At 48.6% G+C, this 17,682-nt stretch carries 12 protein-coding genes; 6 read left to right on the top strand and 6 right to left on the bottom strand.

The features are described 5' to 3' along the window. Window positions 1-12 precede the first annotated feature (12 nt). Window positions 13-192 (bottom strand): hypothetical protein, encoded by a 180-nt coding sequence (locus HB364_RS10450; protein WP_167287932.1) that lies wholly within the window; start codon window positions 190-192, stop codon window positions 13-15. 110 nt (window positions 193-302) lie between these two features. Between HB364_RS10450 and HB364_RS10445 the strand changes: the two genes are divergently transcribed. Genes HB364_RS10445 through HB364_RS10435 form a run of 3 tightly spaced genes read left to right on the top strand, consistent with a single transcriptional unit; the run spans window position 303 to window position 4,597 of the window. After that, the gene (locus HB364_RS10445; protein WP_167287931.1) at window positions 303-2,735 is read left to right on the top strand and encodes a hypothetical protein; all 2,433 of its coding nucleotides are present in this window, start codon (window positions 303-305) and stop codon (window positions 2,733-2,735) included. Window positions 2,736-2,746: 11 nt separating this feature from the next. Then, window positions 2,747-3,433: a collagen binding domain-containing protein gene (locus HB364_RS10440; protein ID WP_167287930.1), complete on the top strand. Its 687-nt coding sequence runs from the start codon at window positions 2,747-2,749 to the stop codon at window positions 3,431-3,433. Between the two features lie 6 nt (window positions 3,434-3,439). Then, complete coding sequence (locus HB364_RS10435) at window positions 3,440-4,597, top strand: trypsin-like serine peptidase (protein ID WP_167287929.1); 1,158 nt, start codon at window positions 3,440-3,442, stop codon at window positions 4,595-4,597. Window positions 4,598-4,716: 119 nt separating this feature from the next. Here HB364_RS10435 and HB364_RS10430 read toward each other — a convergent pair whose 3' ends face one another. Further along, the gene (locus tag HB364_RS10430) at window positions 4,717-5,211 is read right to left on the bottom strand and encodes a hypothetical protein (protein WP_167287928.1); all 495 of its coding nucleotides are present in this window, start codon (window positions 5,209-5,211) and stop codon (window positions 4,717-4,719) included. Between the two features lie 420 nt (window positions 5,212-5,631). On the opposite strand from HB364_RS10430, the gene HB364_RS10425 reads away from it, so the two are divergent. Together HB364_RS10425 and HB364_RS10420 are read left to right on the top strand one after the other, a co-directional pair. Continuing rightward, window positions 5,632-7,098 (top strand): formylglycine-generating enzyme family protein, encoded by a 1,467-nt coding sequence (locus HB364_RS10425; RefSeq protein ID WP_167287927.1) that lies wholly within the window; start codon window positions 5,632-5,634, stop codon window positions 7,096-7,098. Between the two features lie 7 nt (window positions 7,099-7,105). Next, complete coding sequence (locus HB364_RS10420) at window positions 7,106-7,516, top strand: hypothetical protein (RefSeq protein ID WP_167287926.1); 411 nt, start codon at window positions 7,106-7,108, stop codon at window positions 7,514-7,516. 7 nt (window positions 7,517-7,523) lie between these two features. Here HB364_RS10420 and HB364_RS10415 read toward each other — a convergent pair whose 3' ends face one another. After that, the gene (locus HB364_RS10415; RefSeq protein WP_167287925.1) at window positions 7,524-9,800 is read right to left on the bottom strand and encodes a heavy metal translocating P-type ATPase; all 2,277 of its coding nucleotides are present in this window, start codon (window positions 9,798-9,800) and stop codon (window positions 7,524-7,526) included. A 189-nt stretch (window positions 9,801-9,989) separates the two neighbouring features. On the opposite strand from HB364_RS10415, the gene HB364_RS10410 reads away from it, so the two are divergent. Then, the gene (locus HB364_RS10410; RefSeq protein ID WP_167287924.1) at window positions 9,990-10,907 is read left to right on the top strand and encodes a VOC family protein; all 918 of its coding nucleotides are present in this window, start codon (window positions 9,990-9,992) and stop codon (window positions 10,905-10,907) included. Window positions 10,908-10,979: 72 nt separating this feature from the next. On the opposite strand, the gene HB364_RS10405 is transcribed toward HB364_RS10410, so the two are convergent. From HB364_RS10405 to HB364_RS10395, 3 genes are read right to left on the bottom strand one after another with little or no spacing between them, the layout of a single operon-like run. Then, entirely contained in the window at window positions 10,980-12,059 is a 1,080-nt protein-coding gene (locus HB364_RS10405; protein ID WP_167287923.1) for an aldose epimerase family protein, read from the bottom strand. Window positions 12,060-12,069: 10 nt separating this feature from the next. Then, window positions 12,070-15,417, bottom strand: a complete 3,348-nt coding sequence (locus tag HB364_RS10400) for a DUF5107 domain-containing protein (protein WP_167287922.1) — start codon at window positions 15,415-15,417, stop codon at window positions 12,070-12,072. Between the two features lie 12 nt (window positions 15,418-15,429). Next, the gene (locus tag HB364_RS10395) at window positions 15,430-17,643 is read right to left on the bottom strand and encodes an alpha-amylase family protein (protein WP_208419930.1); all 2,214 of its coding nucleotides are present in this window, start codon (window positions 17,641-17,643) and stop codon (window positions 15,430-15,432) included. Between the last annotated feature and the right edge of the window lie 39 nt (window positions 17,644-17,682).

Raw genomic sequence — 17,682 nt, 5'->3', positions numbered from 1 at the left:
ACCCGGCCGCTTTCAGCCGCAGGCTTTTTTGTCACTTCCATTGCCTTGATCTTTTGCGTTATACGCAGGCTTTAGGCCTTCGACAAAGCTGGCCATTTTCTTTCTTCCTTTTTCATCTGGCAGGTTCCCGTAGCCGGCCAGCATATTGCCTGCAGCATATTTGACATTGATCCATGTCAAAAGGGCCTTCAAAACCGTTTGTTTTTATACGTAAATAAATACCGTTTTTTTCACGTAAAAAATTCCTTCATGACATTACAATTTTGCATTTATACTATCCACAATAGCCAAACAACTTACTTATGTACTCCCGTTCTATTTTATTTTTCCTCGTCTGTTCAGTCCTGTCTCTACTAGCAGATGCGCAGGATCTTAACTTTGAGAAAAGCGGCCGTCTAAGCCATGGGCCCGATCCCAAAATAAAGCAAGGTTCCACCCTTACAATAAAAGTGTCGGCCGACACCACAGCCATGCATGAACAATGGGCCGGCCTGCAACAAAGGTTTACTTATCTGCAGACCGTCGCCTCGCAAAATGGCACTACCGCTGAGAAATTGGAAGCCCTGAAGCAGCTCCTCGCGCACTACCAATTCTTTTCGGGTACAATGTGGAAGGAGAAAGAATCGGTTTGCAAGATTTGGGAAAAGTTCCTTGCTGACAACTGTCTTAAACAAAGTACAATTGATGATTTTCTCAAAGCCAATAATAACCTGAAACCAGACAAGATCCCAGTAATCAACGACTGCGGAAACGCCTGCGTTTGTGATTCTGCCCGTAATAGAATTGAGCAATTGAAATACTGGAAAACTAAATTATTTGAAATTGAACAAAAAGAAACTCTGATCCGTATTTTATTGTGTGAGTTCAAAAGTCAACTAGGCGCATTCCAACCCGATGATACCACCCTGCGTTTCCGCGACAGCCTGTTGAAAAAAAATACCTATCTCACAGCGTTCAAGGGAACCGGAGATTCTCTGCTGGCACCCAAAACCATTTTGCTTGGCGCCAACCTGACAGCAAATAAAGTAAACCTGCCGTTAACCTACCATAAAGGTGAAATAACATATGAAAAAGAGCTAACCGTTCCGGAGAACTCGTCCTTTAATATCCAGATAAAATCACAAAACCTCTATCAAAAGGGCGTCATAGATTGGTACAATAATACCGTTTCAACACTTGATGCCGACTATTTGCAAATGCTGACTGGCATTGTAAAAACTACCCGGAAAAATATCACCCCCTTATTAACCTGTGTAGATTGCAAGGGTATTTGTGATCAAGCCAAAATAGATAGCCTAAAGAAAATCAGGGATAGCCTAAAAGTATTCGACACGGTTTGGTGTTTTTCCAACCCGATCGGGCGCTGGCTAACACAATGGCTATGGTATAGTGGTGGTGAGTTTAAACTGAATTACTTTTCATTCACCGAACCTGCACGCTTTCCCGGCATCGATACGCTTGGAAAAAAGCAGGCGCTGATAGACAGCTTAAAGGAAATCAAAGAAAAGATAGCTAGCCTGAAAAAATGTACCAGTTGCTCCATTAAATCCCTCGACACACTTTATATGCTGCAGACGGCAGAAAAAACGGTTGACAGTAACCTGAAGGTATTAACCAATTTGCTCGACCAGCCAGCCCAAAACGAGAAAAAGTACAAGGAAGGAATTGCTACCGGTAAGCTCTTGCACGACCTGACCCTGCCTTTATATACCAGCAACCGGAAACGATACGTGCTTTATCACGATGCGGCCAATAGGTTTGAACGGGATCTTGATGAACAGCTCGCCATACCCGACGATCGCATAATCTATCATGGGTTCTATAATGCGAAAGAAAAAGATACCACCGGCGTTCTGACGATTGCTGAGACATTCTCTCCATTCAACGACACATCTACTTTTACCCGCACTTTGCTCGAAGCTACCTCTGGACTTGGCAGCGCTATTTCCGGCCTGTCGCCCCTTGGTAGCGCCGTTAGTTTCTTAAAGGAGTTGACAGCTTCCCGAACTAAGGTACCCATATCCAGTACGCAAGAAAGCGTCGCGGGCGACTGCCTGGAATTGCTGAAACAGGTGAAAGTAGCCCTCTGGCGGTTTGAACTACTTGAGAAACTGTTGCAGAATTATACAGCACTTCCAACACCAGGTGTTATCACAGTTTCCGACGCACCCGATGCAAATTTCTATACCTATGCTGTGAAGGCCAGGACAGGCAATATCCCGTACACCAACGACTACACCTATACCTACAAAACCAAACAGGTCAATGCCGACCGGTTCAGTGTGGGCAGAACCAAACTGATCTCCATAGGTGCAGGAGTATTCTTCAATGATAAACGGGCGCCCCAGGTTGACCTGAAGACGGATAGCGGCCAGTTTAAGCTCACTACCACCGATACAAGGGCCAAATTTGTTGTAGGCGTAAAAGTATTCCCGGCAAAAGCATTTGAGGCAGATGGAAAGATCGTTCCTGATTACCCCCTGAAAAGGTTCAGCATTTTTGCAGGGTTCGAAGCGACTGATCCGCTGGCCAATATGTACCTGGGCATTGGTTATGATGTGGTGCCTGGTCTGCACCTTTCAACCGGGTTCCATTTCTACCGGAATAAATACTACAATATACAGAACAATGAAGTAGTATCGAAGTCGAGCGACTATAAAGTCTCTGGTCTTTATTACGGCATTACATTAGACCCTGTTGTTCTTACAGGAATAATCAAATCTCTTTTCCAATAAACTATAAGCACATGTTAAGTATACGAATTGCGATAGGCGTACTGATCAATACAACTCTATTGTCATTGCACTGCGGCGACTCAGAAAAGGGCGATCTATATGATGACAAAAAAGTAAGCGGCACCTTGTTCATCAATGACACGCTCAGAAGCATGGATGGGGAAAAGGTGTATGCAAAAGGCTCCATCCGAATAACAGACTCGAATAGTCCAAATTCATTGAATTTTCTTTATAGCAGTACTGCAGACAACTATGGTAATTTTTCCTTTACCAATCTGACAGGTCTGGATTACCGTCTTCAATCCAGCCTGGACAGTGGAGATATCACTTTTGCAGTAGATGAACCCATTAACCCTGCTAAAGTTACCACGCCGCAGAAACTGGTATTATATCCCGTGGCCAATAAATATAATGTGCTGTCTGTACAGGCTTTCGATGATGCTACAAAAGGCGCTCTTTTCCAAGCCACCGTTTGCCTGTTCAGCAGTCGTTTACTGGCCCAAAAGAACCAATGTGAAGGCAGCTTCAAAACGTTGACCACGGATAGCCATGGCAGAGCCTATACAACTCGGTTGGCACCAGGCTGGTATTATTTAAATGCCACATTAAAAACCGGCCAGATCGATATCTCCATCAAAGACTCGATCGAAATCAAGAAGGAAACAGGGTTTAACCATATAAAGCTTTACCTAAAATAACAATGCATGAACAAAAACAAGCTTACACTTGCTAACAATATATTATCTGGCTGCCTCATCCTGTTTATCTTCAGTCTTTCATCATGCAGCGTAGATTCCGGCAAAACGACAGAAGAAACCACTCCGCCGGAAAAAGGTAAAGAATATGTGGCGATGACTTTTGCTGATCTTTCCATCAAACGCCTTCCGCTGCCCATTGAACATGAAGATAGCTTAAGGAAGGCGCCCCTGACCATCGAGTCTTATTTAGAGCGAAAGGAACGACTGGATAGCGCCTATAACGCTTTACAAAGCGATACGGTGCTGCCACCCAAAACAAGAATGGAAAGATTGCTCGAAGTAAGACAACAGGAAAGAGTACTCAATGATCATGCATTTCTCCGGTCACAATGCGGCATGGACGACAACCTGGTGGATGTAGAGCGATTTACGGGTCAGGGAGCTTTTGACGTCAATTTTACACAGGGGAAAATACCGGCTATCGGTCTCCTATGTTGGGACAGTTCCTTTGGTAACGCTTTCAGCGGACCAAAGGATATTGAGGGCGATGTAAAAGGACGGGGATGGGGTAGCGGGTGCCTGATCGCCAAAGATCTTTTTCTTACCGCCGCCCATTGTTTCAATAGTAACCCTGCTAATTTTACCATCCCACATAAAAATGAATTACCGATTACTCCGGAGCAATCCATTCGGTTCATGCATGTCACCTTCAATTATCAATGGCAGGCCAATTCCGATCAAATAAGAAGCGACACGGCATCTTACCGCATTGCAGAGATCAAAGAAATAAGGTTTGATGGAGTGGATTATGCCATTTTGCGATTGCTTCCCCGGAATGGGGAGTTGCCGGGTATTCGTTTCCAACCATTGAATCCTGCTCCCCGTAACTACCCGGTATTTCGCGGAGATGCCATTTGCATCATTCAGCATGCGAGGGGCGAGGAAAAGAAAATCGGGTGCGGACAGGTACAATTAGTAGATGGCAGCCATATTCGTTACGGTAATATTGATACCCATTCTGGTTCTTCAGGGGCCCCCGTTATCGATCGTCGAACAGGAGTGATAGTCGGTGTGCACAGCGATGGTGCATGCGACGAAGGTGGAGGATACAACTTTTGTAGCTCGATTCAGGCGATCCGTCAGGTTTCGACAATTATTAGATAGTTTAAGGCTCAAGTCAATTGACGCGGGAAAGCAATGTGCAAATTTTGCACAGTTGGTAATGATTGCAGAATCGAAACCAGCAGAAAAAGAAATGATGATAAAGGTAGTTGTCAACTTCATTAACACGAGTCGATAAGACTCTTCCCGGCCTCCTTTATCCCCTCCCCCCACACATACTCCCTAAAAGTCTGATTATACTGCCGTCGGAATTCCTTGTCCTGCTGCCGCCAGGCGCGCAGGTGGCGGGAGAGCCGTTTGACGGGCGTTGTCTTTACCACGTCCGGGAGGGTGCTGCGTAGGCCGGGACGTGGCGGGTGGTAATTTGTGCGCAGCACAGTAACGCGGGGTTCAGAGACCGGCTTCTCCTGGCCGGCATATTGCTTAGTAAGGTATTCAATAATATCAGTTTCTTTCCACTGGTACTTCAGCCACGTCATAGCTTCGCCCGTTAGTTTGCGGTAAAGGCTATGTTGTTTCCTGTCGGCAGGCACCAGCGCATATACCGCCGAACCGATGCGCGAAGCTTTCGCCAGCAAGCCGGCAAATTGCATCGTTTTCCGGAAGGCCGGGTCCTTCTTCACGCGCTCGCCCGTTAGTGAGCTTCGTGTACGCATAAAATAACGCCCATACATCTTGTAGATGCACACTGGGCCACAGGTGCCCGTAAACGGTGGTATGGTATCAAACCAGGCCATGGCGGCTTTTCTATGAAATTAACGAAAATTATCATACGAAGTGTCGCCATTTTGCCCAAAAAAGGACCGCTCATGGTGGCTCCATCCTTGCTCCATCCTTGTACTATCCTTATAGGTTAAAGCGCACTCAACACATAGATGGTACAAGGATGGAAGAAGGATTAAATAACCCTGACAGGATACAAGCAACTGATTTGGAATGAGATGTACCAAAGTTCAACGGTGAATCCCCTATTTTATGGCACCTGCGTTAACTTAACATTATGGGTTAAAAAACGGTTGGCCACCGTTTTCGTAATACCTATTTTCAGCAATCAGTTATCATAAACCTTATCTGATATGCGCCAATACTACCTTATTTGTTATTACCTGCTTGCCCTCTCTTTTCCCGCTGCGGCCAATAACCTACGCATCGGACCGGTCACAGAAACCGTTGCAGGCTCCGACCACTTCCTCCATTTTACCATTAGCTGGGAAAATAGCTGGCGGATAACCGGTAGCCCCGGTAACCGCGACGCCGTATGGCTGTTTGTAAAACGGCGTGACTGTTCGGCCGTCCAGTGGCTCCATGCCAATCTGGGTGACCAGGATTCCGCACATAGCGCCGGCACTCCCCTCTTTGTGGATGCCTATGCGGATAAAAAAGGGGTCATGATCTACCGGTCAACAACCGGTACCGGCAGCATCGACAGCGTGAGTATACAATTGAAACTGGATGCTCCACCGGCAGGGGATTACGAATACAAGGTATTCGGTATTGAAATGGTGTATATCAATGAGGGCGCCTTCTACCTCGGAGATGGCGTTTCCACTTACCGCTTCAAGACAGGCACGACCGATGACCCTTACCTCATCACCAGTGAAGGAGCCATTACAATGAGTAATTCCGGTTCGAATTTATGGAGCACGTCCAATACAAGTGGATCTTTTACCCTACCTGACGCTTATCCGAAAGGGTACAATGCTTTCTATTGTATGAAGTACGAGCTATCGCAGGGTCAGTATGCTGACTTCCTGAATGCCATTTCAAATGATGCTTTCCTGAACCGCTATGACGCGGCACATATTGGCCTGTCACGGTATACCATTTCAGGCACGTGGCCAGCGATGGTGGCGTCGGCGCCGGACAGGGCCTGCAACTGGGTAGGGATTGAAGACCTGATAGCTTACCTGGATTGGGCAGCGCTCAGTCCAATGACTGAGCTGGAATTTGAAAAGATTTGCCGGGGAGCGAATACACCGGTAGCCGCTGAATTTGCCTGGGGTACCAGTGGCATTACGAATGCCGATACGATCACGACTGGTACAGACGGGATGCCCAACGAAACGATCAGCAATTATATTGCTCCGGGAACGGGGCCAGCACTTTATAATATATCCGGACCAAGAGGACCTCTTCGTTGTGGTTTTGCAGCAAAAGCGAGTACCTCAAGAGTAGAGGCAGGCGCCGCTTATTACGGAGTCATGGAAATGAGCGGGAATGTACTGGAACTTTGCTATAACGCAGACAGTTCGATGTTTGGGAAAGGGCCTTCATTCAATGGTAGTCATGGGGACGGTGAACTTTCCATAACACCCAATGCAGGTTATGCCAATGCCGGCTGGCCGGGCCAAACACCGGGCGATATCAATACCCAGTACTACACCTTTACTGCCCGCGGCGGCGCCTGGTCGAGCCAGTTTAGTGGAATATTCTTGCGTACATCGGACAGAAACGCCCATATTATCAATACATCGGTGCCCTCACCCGATGGCAAAGGCCGTAGCCACTCATTCAGTGGACGTGGTGTATCAAGACGACAATAACAATTGTATGAAAAGAGTGATCTTACTTTTGATAGTTTGCCTGGTAGCGCATATGGGCTACGGTCAGGCGCCTTTTACAGGCGGCGGTGGTTCAGGATATACCGGAAATGCAACGGGCGCTATTAGCTGCACCCCGTATGCCGGCGGCGTGGCAAGTGGAGCGACCACTAACAAAACTCCCGCAACTGCTTGTACCCTATACTCCGGTGGCGTGGCAGGTGGAGCGGCCGTTAACAAGACGCCGGCAACTACCTGTACGATGTACGCTGGCGGAAATGGTGGCGGTTATAATGCTGCGCATTCATCGTGCGGGGACACGCTGTTAACGAATACGAGACCTGGCACTATCCATAGGATTTATTTCGTGTATACAGGCAGACAGTCTGAGCGGTTGAGGTTGGTAATTGTGAATAAATGAGGATAGCTCACGCTATCCTTGCCGCCTTCAGCCGCAGGCTGTTGCCAACCACGCTGACTGAACTCAGGGCCATGGTGGCGCCGGCTATCATCGGATCCAACAGGAATCCATTGAACGGGAACAGGACGCCGGCAGCAATGGGGATACCGATGATGTTATAGATGAAAGCCCAAAAGAGGTTTTGCCGGATGGTGCGTACTGTTTTACGGGAAAGGTTGAGCGCCCTGGGTATACTGTTAAGATCGGAGGTGATCAAAGTTATCTTAGCTACATCCATCGCTATGTCTGATCCCTTGCCCATGGCAATGCTCACATCGGCCTGCGCCAATGCCTGGGAGTCATTGATACCATCGCCTACCATCGCAACGACCTTCCCCTGGCTTTGCAGTTGTTTGACGAAGTCTGCTTTGAAAGCAGGCGTTACTTCTGCGTGATAAGATGGGATACCCACGTTTGCGGCCACGGCTGCTGCAGTATGGGTATTATCACCGGTGAGCATGTGTACTTCCATTCCATTCCGCTGCAAGGTGGCTATAGCAGCCTTGGATGATTCCTTTATTTTATCGGCAATAGCGATGATGGCCAATAACCGGCCATTACCCGCAAAGTAGACCACTGTTTTGGCGGCTGACTGTAAAGCGGCTGCCTGGACAGCCATATCCTGATCAATGGGGATGTTGTACTCCGCTATTAATTGACGGTTACCCACCAGGTAAGTTTTTCCTGCCATCATACCCACTACCCCCTTACCGGTTATGCTTTCAAAGGATTGAAGCGTGGCAACACTAGGCATACTGTTTTGCAGGTAACTCACCACCGCTTCCGCCAATGGATGTTCAGAGCGTTGTTCCAGGGCAACTAAGATGGCTTGCTGCCCTTCCTGTTCTTCTTTGGGGATATCCCATAGCAGGTCTGTTACCACCGGTTTCCCTTCTGTAATGGTGCCCGTTTTATCGAGGATGATGGCATTCACTTGATGGGCCAGTTCCAGGCTTTCAGCATCTTTAATGAGGATGTTGTTCTCTGCTCCTTTTCCAATGCCTACCATGATGGCGGTGGGTGTAGCCAGTCCCAACGCACAGGGACAGGCGATGGCCAATACGGTTACCGAGGTCATCAAGGCATGCGTAAAGGCATTGTTGCCTCCCAGCACCATCCAGGCGGCAAAAGTGAGTATAGCAATACTGATGACAACGGGCACAAAGATACCGGCCACTTTATCGGCCAGCTTTTGTACAGGCGCTTTGCTGCCCTGTGCTTCCTGCACCATTTTGATGATCTGCGCCAGGAGCGTATCCGCCCCTACTTTATCGGCCCGGAACCGGAAGCTACCCTTCTGGTTAATAGTACCGGCATACACTTTGTCATTTTCTTTTTTGGCCACGGGTACCGGTTCACCGGTGATCGTACTTTCATCTACATAGGAGTCTCCCTGCACCAGCGAACCATCCACCGGTATTTTATCGCCCGGCTTCACCAGTAATATATCCCCGGCTTTCACTTGTACTATAGGTATTTCAATGGTATTACCGGCGGCATCCACGCGTACCACTGTTTTAGGTTGCAGCCCGATCAGTTTTTTGATGGCAGAAGAAGTGTTGGATTTCGCTTTTTCTTCCAACAGTTTGCCCAGCGAAATAAAAGCAATGACAACGGCTGCTGCTTCAAAATAAACATGCGCATGCAAACCACGCTGGTGCCAGAACTGAGGATACACGGTATTGAATGCACTGAACAACCAGGCCATACCGGTACTGAGGGCCACCAGTGTATCCATGTTTGCCTTCCGGTGCCTGGCCTGTTTAAAGGCATTGATGAAAAAGCTACGGCCCATAATAAATACCACGGGTGTTGCCAGTACCAGCATGATCCAGTTGGCATAAGGCATATCCATGAAAAACATGCCGATGATGACAATGGGCAGCGAAAGAATGGAAGCCCCTATCGTCCGTTTCTTTATCTGTTGGTAATGTTTCTGCTGCGCTTCCTCCTGCACCTGTGCCTGGTTCTCCTTTTCTATAACGAGGTCATATCCGATGGAGCGGACCGTATCGCGCAGGGTTTCGGGAGAAACCTTGCCCTGTTCATATTCCACCCAGGCTGTCTGGTTCGCAAAGTTTACGCCTGCATTCCGTACACCGGCTACTGATTGGAGCATAGACTCCACACTGACAGCACAGGCAGCGCAGGTCATTTCCAATACGGGATAGGATTCTTTAACAATAGTCGTGCTGCTGCTATCGGACTTGGTTCGTTTATGATAAGGTACGTTAACTGTTGACATGGTTTCCTTTTTTACAAAGCTACCACCACCTGACTGCCTGATTGTTACACTATAAGCAGCGAATGTTATATAATTCTGACTTTAGCCCCCGTCGCAATCTGCCTCTTAAAAAGGCGCATTTGACCACCGGCGATGTTAACAGGCTATCCTACTTTTATACTTCTTAATTGACCACTTAAAATAACCGTTATGACTATTCAACAACCGTTTACCAATTGTCTCTGGTTTGATGACCAGGCAGAAGAAGCTGCCCGGTTCTATACGTCGGTTTTCCCGGATTCCAGCATTGACTATACCACGCGGTATGGCGCCGCAGGATACGAGATCCATCAACGGCCGGAAGGATCGGTCATGACGGTAGAGTTCCGGTTAAGTGGCGTTAAATTCATGGGATTGAATGGCGGGCCGTATTTCAAGATCAATCCTTCCATCTCTTTTTTCGTGGTTTGTGAAACAGCCGCAGAAACAGATGCGCTCTGGGGAAAGCTTTCAGAAGGTGGTATGGTAATGATGGCGCTGGACAAGTATGACTGGAGTGAAAAATATGGCTTTGTGCAGGACCGTTTCGGTGTTTCCTGGCAAATTTCGCAGGGGAATATAAAAGATACCAACGGTCAAAGGATCACGCCATCCCTGATGTATGTAAAAGAGCAGGCCGGCCGTGCGGAAGAAGCAGTACGTTTCTATACTTCTGTGTTCGAAGGCTCCGCCATCCAGGGCATCCTTAAAAATGGCCCGGGCGAAAATGAACCGGAAGGCATGGTGAAGCATGCGCAGTTTAACCTGGCCGGGCAGGAGTTCATGGCCATGGACAGTACGATGGACCATTCCTTTTCTTTTAATGATGGGGTATCCTTCGTTGTTCCCTGCAAGACCCAGTCGGAAATTGATTATTACTGGAATAAACTAACCGAAGACGGCGGCCAGGGTGGTCCCTGCGGATGGCTGAAAGACAAGTTTGGCGTATCCTGGCAGGTAGAGCCCATACAGTTGGCGCAAATGCTGAAAAGCCCCGACAAGGAGAAAACGGCACGGGTGACCAATGCCTTCCTGAAAATGAAAAAGTTTGATCTGCAAAAGCTGGAAGACGCTTTTGCAGGTAAATAATTAGATGGACAGTTATTGGCAAGAGGCTGTCTCCGTGGAGACGGCCTCTTTTTATGGGGAAACTGTACCCACTTATTTGCTTGCTGCCACGCCAAATTCAAACACCGTAGTGGAAGCATATTCTTCGCCCGGACGCAGGATGGTATCCGGAAAATGTGGCTGATTAACACTATCGGGGTAAAGCTGTGTTTCCAGCGCCACGCCTCCGTATTGCAGATACGGGCATCCCTGCTCGCCGCCGACCGTTCCATCCCAATAGTTGGCCGTATATACCTGGATGGCCGGCTTATCGGTATATACCGTGAGCACACGCCCTGTTGTTTCCTCACTCAGCACCGCTGCTTTGGCGAGGCGCCCGGGTGCATGGTGGTTCAATACAAAACTATGGTCGTATCCTTTATCTGCTGCAGAGCCGGCAATATCCTGGCCAATCCGCTTAGGCCTCGTAAAATCCAAAGCAGTACCCGATACCGCTGCCATTGTACCGGCAGCCGTATTGCTGGCCGACTTCTCCAGGTAATGGTCTCCATGCACCTGCAGGTAATGGTCCAGTACTGTCGGCTGTTCAAAACCGGTAAGATTAAAATAGCTGTGATTGGTAAGGTTTACAGGCGTGCTTTTATCAGTAGCCGCTTTATAAAAAATGCTTAGCCTGTTGTTGCTGTCCAATATATATTTTACCTGCACAGACAGGTTGCCCGGATATCCTTCCTCTCCATCAGGACTGTAGTAAGAAAACACAGCACCGCATACCTCTTCCTGTTCAATGAGCGCTTCCAGCTTCCATAACCGGTGGCTAAACCCCTGCCAGCCGCCGTGCAGGTGATTGGGCGCATTGTTGATGCTAAGCTGGTAACGCTTTCCTTCCAGCACAAATGTTCCATGGCTGATGCGGTTGGCATAGCGGCCTACCACACAACCCAGGTAATCCTTATTTATTTTGTACAGTTCCGGGTTGTTAAAACCTGCTACGATGTTCTTTTTTATATTGTTCCTATCAGGTGTCCGGATAGCGGTAATGGCACAGCCGATATTGGTCAGTTCCACAGTAATGTGGCCATTGTTTAACACGATGTATTGGATGGTTTCATGGGCCTTGTCTGTATGCGACGATACGGTTGCCTTCAACCCTGCTGATCTTACAATTTGCATGTTTCCTGTTTTATCCCGTCACCGCTACACTACCGGCAAAGAACGGGGCCATTTTCAAATGCGTGGCTGCTCCCTGGTGATTGATCTCCATGGTCAGTACTTCCTGTAGTAAAGTCAACGCTTTTGTTTCATTTCCCAATCCGAGGTGACCGAGGGCTACCAGGTATATACAGTGTATCTTATTACGCCGGTTAATATCTATATCAAACACCAGCATATCCGGGAGGGAAACAGCAAAGTAGTCAATACGGATGCTGTCATTGATATGCTGTTCGCCAAAAGCGATAAACTTGTTGAAGATGGCATCGGCCTTTGCGGGCTCTCCCAGTTTTCTCCAGGCCAGTGCCTGGTACACGATTTTATCAGGCTGGGGATCGTTGTAATAAATAGCCTGTACCGGCTCACTAACGCCCACCGTTGCCTGTTTAAAAGAGGCTGCCGCTTTGGCGTCGTCCTGTAATCCTTCATACGCGCAACCCAGCAGGTAATGAATATCATTTTCGGGGAAGCCGTATAGTTTTCCTTCTCCCAGGTTCTCAGGGTATTGTTCCAAAGCGCTCAATAGTGCGATAGCCTCCCGGTAATCTCCCCGCAGCAAGGCCTGCTTGGCCAGCTCGATATGGCACAATAAAAACTGTCCCACTACTTTTCCTTCACCTCCTTCCCAGGGATGGAAGCGGCGTGATGCCAGTAAGGCTTTTGCTTTTTCAAATTCGCCTTTGCTGTTGTGCAGGGTTATTTTTTCGAGGTAGAGATCATCCCTTTGCTCCACGAGGTGAGGATATTGATCGAGCAATGCCAGCCGCTCCTCCAATGAATAACCCATGATTTTGTACAACTGGTCCAGCTCCATCAGTACACGGGCATCGGTAGTATCGAAGGCAAACGCCTTTTCCAGCAAAGCCAATGCCTGCTGTTTATCGTGCAGCTTGTTGTAATAAGCCAGTGACAGGTTGCGGTAAACAGTGGGGAAGGTATTGTTAGCCACAGCGGATTGTTCCCAGCATTGCACTGCTTCTGCGTACTGCCGTTTGTCGTACCAAAAATTGCCCAGTGCATAGGCTGCCACTGCATCTGCGGGGTTCACGGTCAAAGCAGCCTGCAAGATCAACACCTCTTCTATTTTATTGGGGAAGCAGCCATCCGGGTTTTGCCGGCCGGCTGTGGCAAAATGCCCGGCTGCTATGGCGGGTAACTTGTCCTGCAAAGCATACCATCCTTTGTAATAATACACCAGGGGCGACACCGCACCATTGTTGTTGATGAACAGGGAGAGTAACTCGCCTGCCTCGGCATATAGTCCCGTATGCGCATAATCGAGCGACAGCTCCAGGTAATTGTTCCTGTCGTTCCGCATCAGGCGTTGTACCTGTTGCAAGGCATTTGTGGCTGCTGCCTGATCGCCCAGTTGTTTATGGATCAGGTGGCACTCGAACCAGCAACCGGTATTAAACGGATCAATCGCAATAGATTCCTCCATGAGCTGCAAGGCTTCCTGTGGTCTGTTCAGCTTCCGCAACAAAGCTGCTTTTATGTGCCGGGCCGTATGGCTGTGGTAATTCCTGATCAATGCTTTATTGATGTGTGCCAACGCGCTTTCATACCGCTGTTGCTTCGCTGCAATCCGCGCCAGCATCAGGAACCCGCTGTGTTGCCAGGCATCATTCCAGGTAGCTTTATAGAAGGCTTCATACGCATCACTCAGCCGGTCCTGCATCAGTAATGACCAGCCCAGGTTGTAATACGGTTCCCCATCATAAGGATTGGGATTCCGGGTAGTTAAGGTGGCGATCGCTTTTCTGAAATAAGGTTCGGCCTTGCTGAATTGTCCGCGGCGCAACAACAATAACCCCATGGCATTGTTACAACGTACATCGCCCGGACTTCTTCTCAATGCTTCTTCGTAATAGTCTACCGGGTTAAAGGTGGCATGCCGGTACTGCTCCAGGTGCAAGCCATTCAAAAAGAGTTCTTCCACCTGTTCTATTTCCGCCGGCAGCTTTGCCGCTGTTGCCGCAGCAGGTATTTCCTTCTTTTCCGCTATTGCTTCGGATTGCCAGCTTACCAATTCATGGCCATTGTTATCAGTCACCGACAGTTTCCACCCAGCTATTTCAACCGGTGAACCCGTTGTATAACTTTCTGTAAACACCTGTTCGGGCGAGATGGTGGCTGTATAGGTTTTTACTTCCTTGCCATTCTGCCATAAGGTAACCTTTGCATTTTTATACAGGGCCGTGGCATATACTTTTATATGCAAGGTATTGCCGGCTACTTCCAAATTGAGCATGGCTTCCTTCGTGGCATTCTTCACCGCTCCCACCAGGGTGTAAGGCATGAAGTATTGCTCAAAGCTTTTTACTTCATTGGGCTGCAGCCAGCTAAAGTCGGGCTGGTTATCCGTAAACACGCCTGTCATCAATTCAATATAGGGTCCATCTTCATCGGTCAGGTTACGGTCCCACGCATAACCAAAATCACCGTTGCCCCAGGTCCATTGTTTTTTGCCCGGTGATACATGGTGATCGGCCACGTGCAGCATACCCGCCTGGATATCGTGCTCGTAGCAGCCCATGAAATCATAGCCCGAACGGATAGCCATATAGGAAGTGGGTACAGGAATGGTGCTGTATTTAGAGATGTCGGTGCCCGGCGCATAGTTCACTTTATAATAAGTGCCCGTAGCAATGGGGAAGTCGGACACATCCCGCTTTCCATGATCAAACACGGCATATACATCCGGCGGAAAAACGGATTGATAGTGCTCATTCACTTTCACGGCGGGGTTGGCCCACCACAGGAATGTTTGTGTAAATGGCGAGCGGTTAAACAACCGGCCCTTTATTTCAAGGTAGGCTTTGCCGGGGTACAGGGTAAAGCCAGCCATACCTTTGGTACGGAACATCAGTTCCGTTTCATTGACCCACACGGTCTTGCTGCCGTCTTCCTGTTCTTCTATTGTATAATCTACCGGACTGAAGGTGCTGGGCCGGTGGTGTTGCGGCCAGTTGAATTCAATGCCGCCTGATATCCAGGGGCCCGCCAATCCTACCAGTGCTGGTTTTATTGTCTGGTTATAATACACAAAATCGCGCTTGCGCACTTTGTCATACGCCCGTTGTATACGCCCTCCCAATTCGGGCAATACCATAATGAGCAGGTATTCATTTTCGAGGTACACCGCAGTGTACTCCTGGTCCTGTTTCTCATCGGCAATTTTCTCAATCACCGGGTGTGGGTATACTACGCCGCTACTGCCCTGGTACACCCGTTTTTCCAAAAACATCGGGTTCTTTTCAGGCTCACCAATCCGGTAGGTAGGTATGGTTATTTTTTCAATCCAGGCTTTTACGCTCATAGCATTTGTGATTTATTGGTTATCTCGTGGAATGAGTTTAATGATTACAGCATCTTTCACCGCTACCTCCAACGTAAAGGAGGTCTGCCCTTTGCTGATCTTTCCGATCTCCTTTCCTGTTAACAGGTCCTGCAGGCTGTATTCCCTGTTGGGCCATTTCAGCATGGCCTGTTGAAACGTTTCAGTGAACGGCCGCTCCCTGTCGAAGTTGAACGCCGCCACCAGGGTGGTATCGCCGGGCAGGTAAAAGCTTAGCTGTTGCGACTGCTCATTCCCTACCGGAAAACGCAGTGGTGTATAAGCTTTCGGTCGGCTGAAGAGATCACATAGGGCTGCATTGTTTAAATACTTCCTGGCCCTTTCTGCCGCTTCCTTATTCCTGAAATCACTGCCATCGCCCAGTATGCTCCCCAGCGCTATCATGGAGAGCAGGCGCACTTTCACTTCCTGTTCGGGGAGGTCTTTGTTCTTCTGGAAGTTCTTCATGACCACCACATCCATATTGGTATAGGGCCAGAGGCTGCCCTGCGTCCACCAGAAATGTGTGGCGCTGATCATGGAGGCAGCCGTGCTGCCATAGTGCGGAAATCCCGGCTGGTCATTGCGCAGGTGCGAATACACATCGGTAGACAAGAACCTGGTGTGCGCATACTGGTGCGGGAACATTGGAGATATGGCCTGTGTAATAAAAACATCAGGCCCCATGATGGAATCCACCAGGTGTTTCAGCATTTTCATGCCGTAATCATACGCCTGTATGCCCGAACGGATAGCCCGATTGTAACGCCTGGCCGATTCAAGTGCGCCGGCCGATAAGAAGTCTATCTTGATGAAAGCCGCATCGATAGCCTTTGCTTTTTTCAGTTGTCCGATAATATAATCCCTGGTGTAAGGATGGGTGGGGTCAATGGGAAAAGCGCCCCATTCACCATCTTTATACGGGATATAATGGTGCTGATCATCCAGTAGTATTACTTCACTCAACGGATGGTCGGTATTGGTCAGCTTTGCTCCACTGATATTATTCTTCCATGTCCACAAGGCAAAGGGGATGAAATAAAAACCCATTTGCTGCCCTTTCTTTTTGCCATAGCGGCTTACCGATTTCAATACTTCGGTACTGTAAATGCCCTGGTCGTAAGAGTCAATGCTTAAAACAGGTTGCGTGGTTCTATTGAAGTTGTCCAGCGAATGAATGAAATCGGAGACCTTTGCCACATCTGCCGGCATCATCACTTTTTCATACCCCAATACCCCTTCCACGCCAAAGCTGTTCCAGTAAAAGGGGGCTGGCTTCTTCCAGGTGAGGCGGCCGGATACTTGCTGCACCGTATTCCCAAATCCTGTCAAGTCATTCCGTACATCTGCTGAAGCCGACAAATATAGGAGGGGCGCATACACCGAATTGCCTGCTTGTGTGCCATGCGCCCTGTAGTCATGCGTGCCGTCTTTACCGCCATACGAGTCGGGCAGCGCGGGATTATCCCTGGTAGCAGCGCCGCCATACACGATAAGCGAATCTATCCTGTTGACCGTTGTTCCGGTTGCATACCGTATCCCGGTTTTCCAGAAATCATGTACCAGGCTGCCCATGGCAAACCCGTTGCGGGTGTTTTCATCATACGCCGACGCCAGTTCATAACTGATACCATCAATGCCTTTATTACCGGCCGGCCAGCGGCGTGATAGTACATCTACCCAGTTGTCGTTATCAAACGGGTAATCCGTAAAGAGGGCGCCCCTGCCCGGTAATACAATACTGCCTTCCTGCGCCGGTAACACGGTCAGCGGAGAGATATTCCTGGTTTCCACCATCCCTTCCTGCTCTTTTGCCGATGCTTCTGCGGTCAATAACAGGAATGGTTGTGTTTCATAGATGGTAATATATTGTATTAGCCGAATGGGCTTGCCAGCCTCTTCATGTACCAGGTTAATACAAATACCTTTCCCCAGCGGGTCATTGACAGGATCGGTGGTAAAGCTATGCCGGGCAAAAGCAGTGGACATGAAATAACCTGCTTTTACATCTTCTACATACGCGGTCGTATTTTCAAATTGTGCGCCGGCCGCAAACCGGTAGTGGACCTTACCGGTGTGGAGATTGGCCACAACACTTACATAGGGATTACGCACCACCAGGCTATCGCCGGTTACCTGCGTTTGCTGGGAGCTGGCGATTGTTGGGACAATGATGGAATACAGGATAAAAATTAAAGTCCTATTCAATGTAATCTTTTTAATAGCGAGTAGCCAGTGGCGAGTAGC

The sequence above is a fragment of the Paraflavitalea devenefica genome, assembly GCF_011759375.1.
In the GTDB taxonomy this organism is placed as follows: domain Bacteria; phylum Bacteroidota; class Bacteroidia; order Chitinophagales; family Chitinophagaceae; genus Paraflavitalea; species Paraflavitalea devenefica.
The sequence above is the reverse complement of the archived record's forward strand: the minus strand, read 5'-3'. Positions and strand labels throughout refer to the sequence as shown.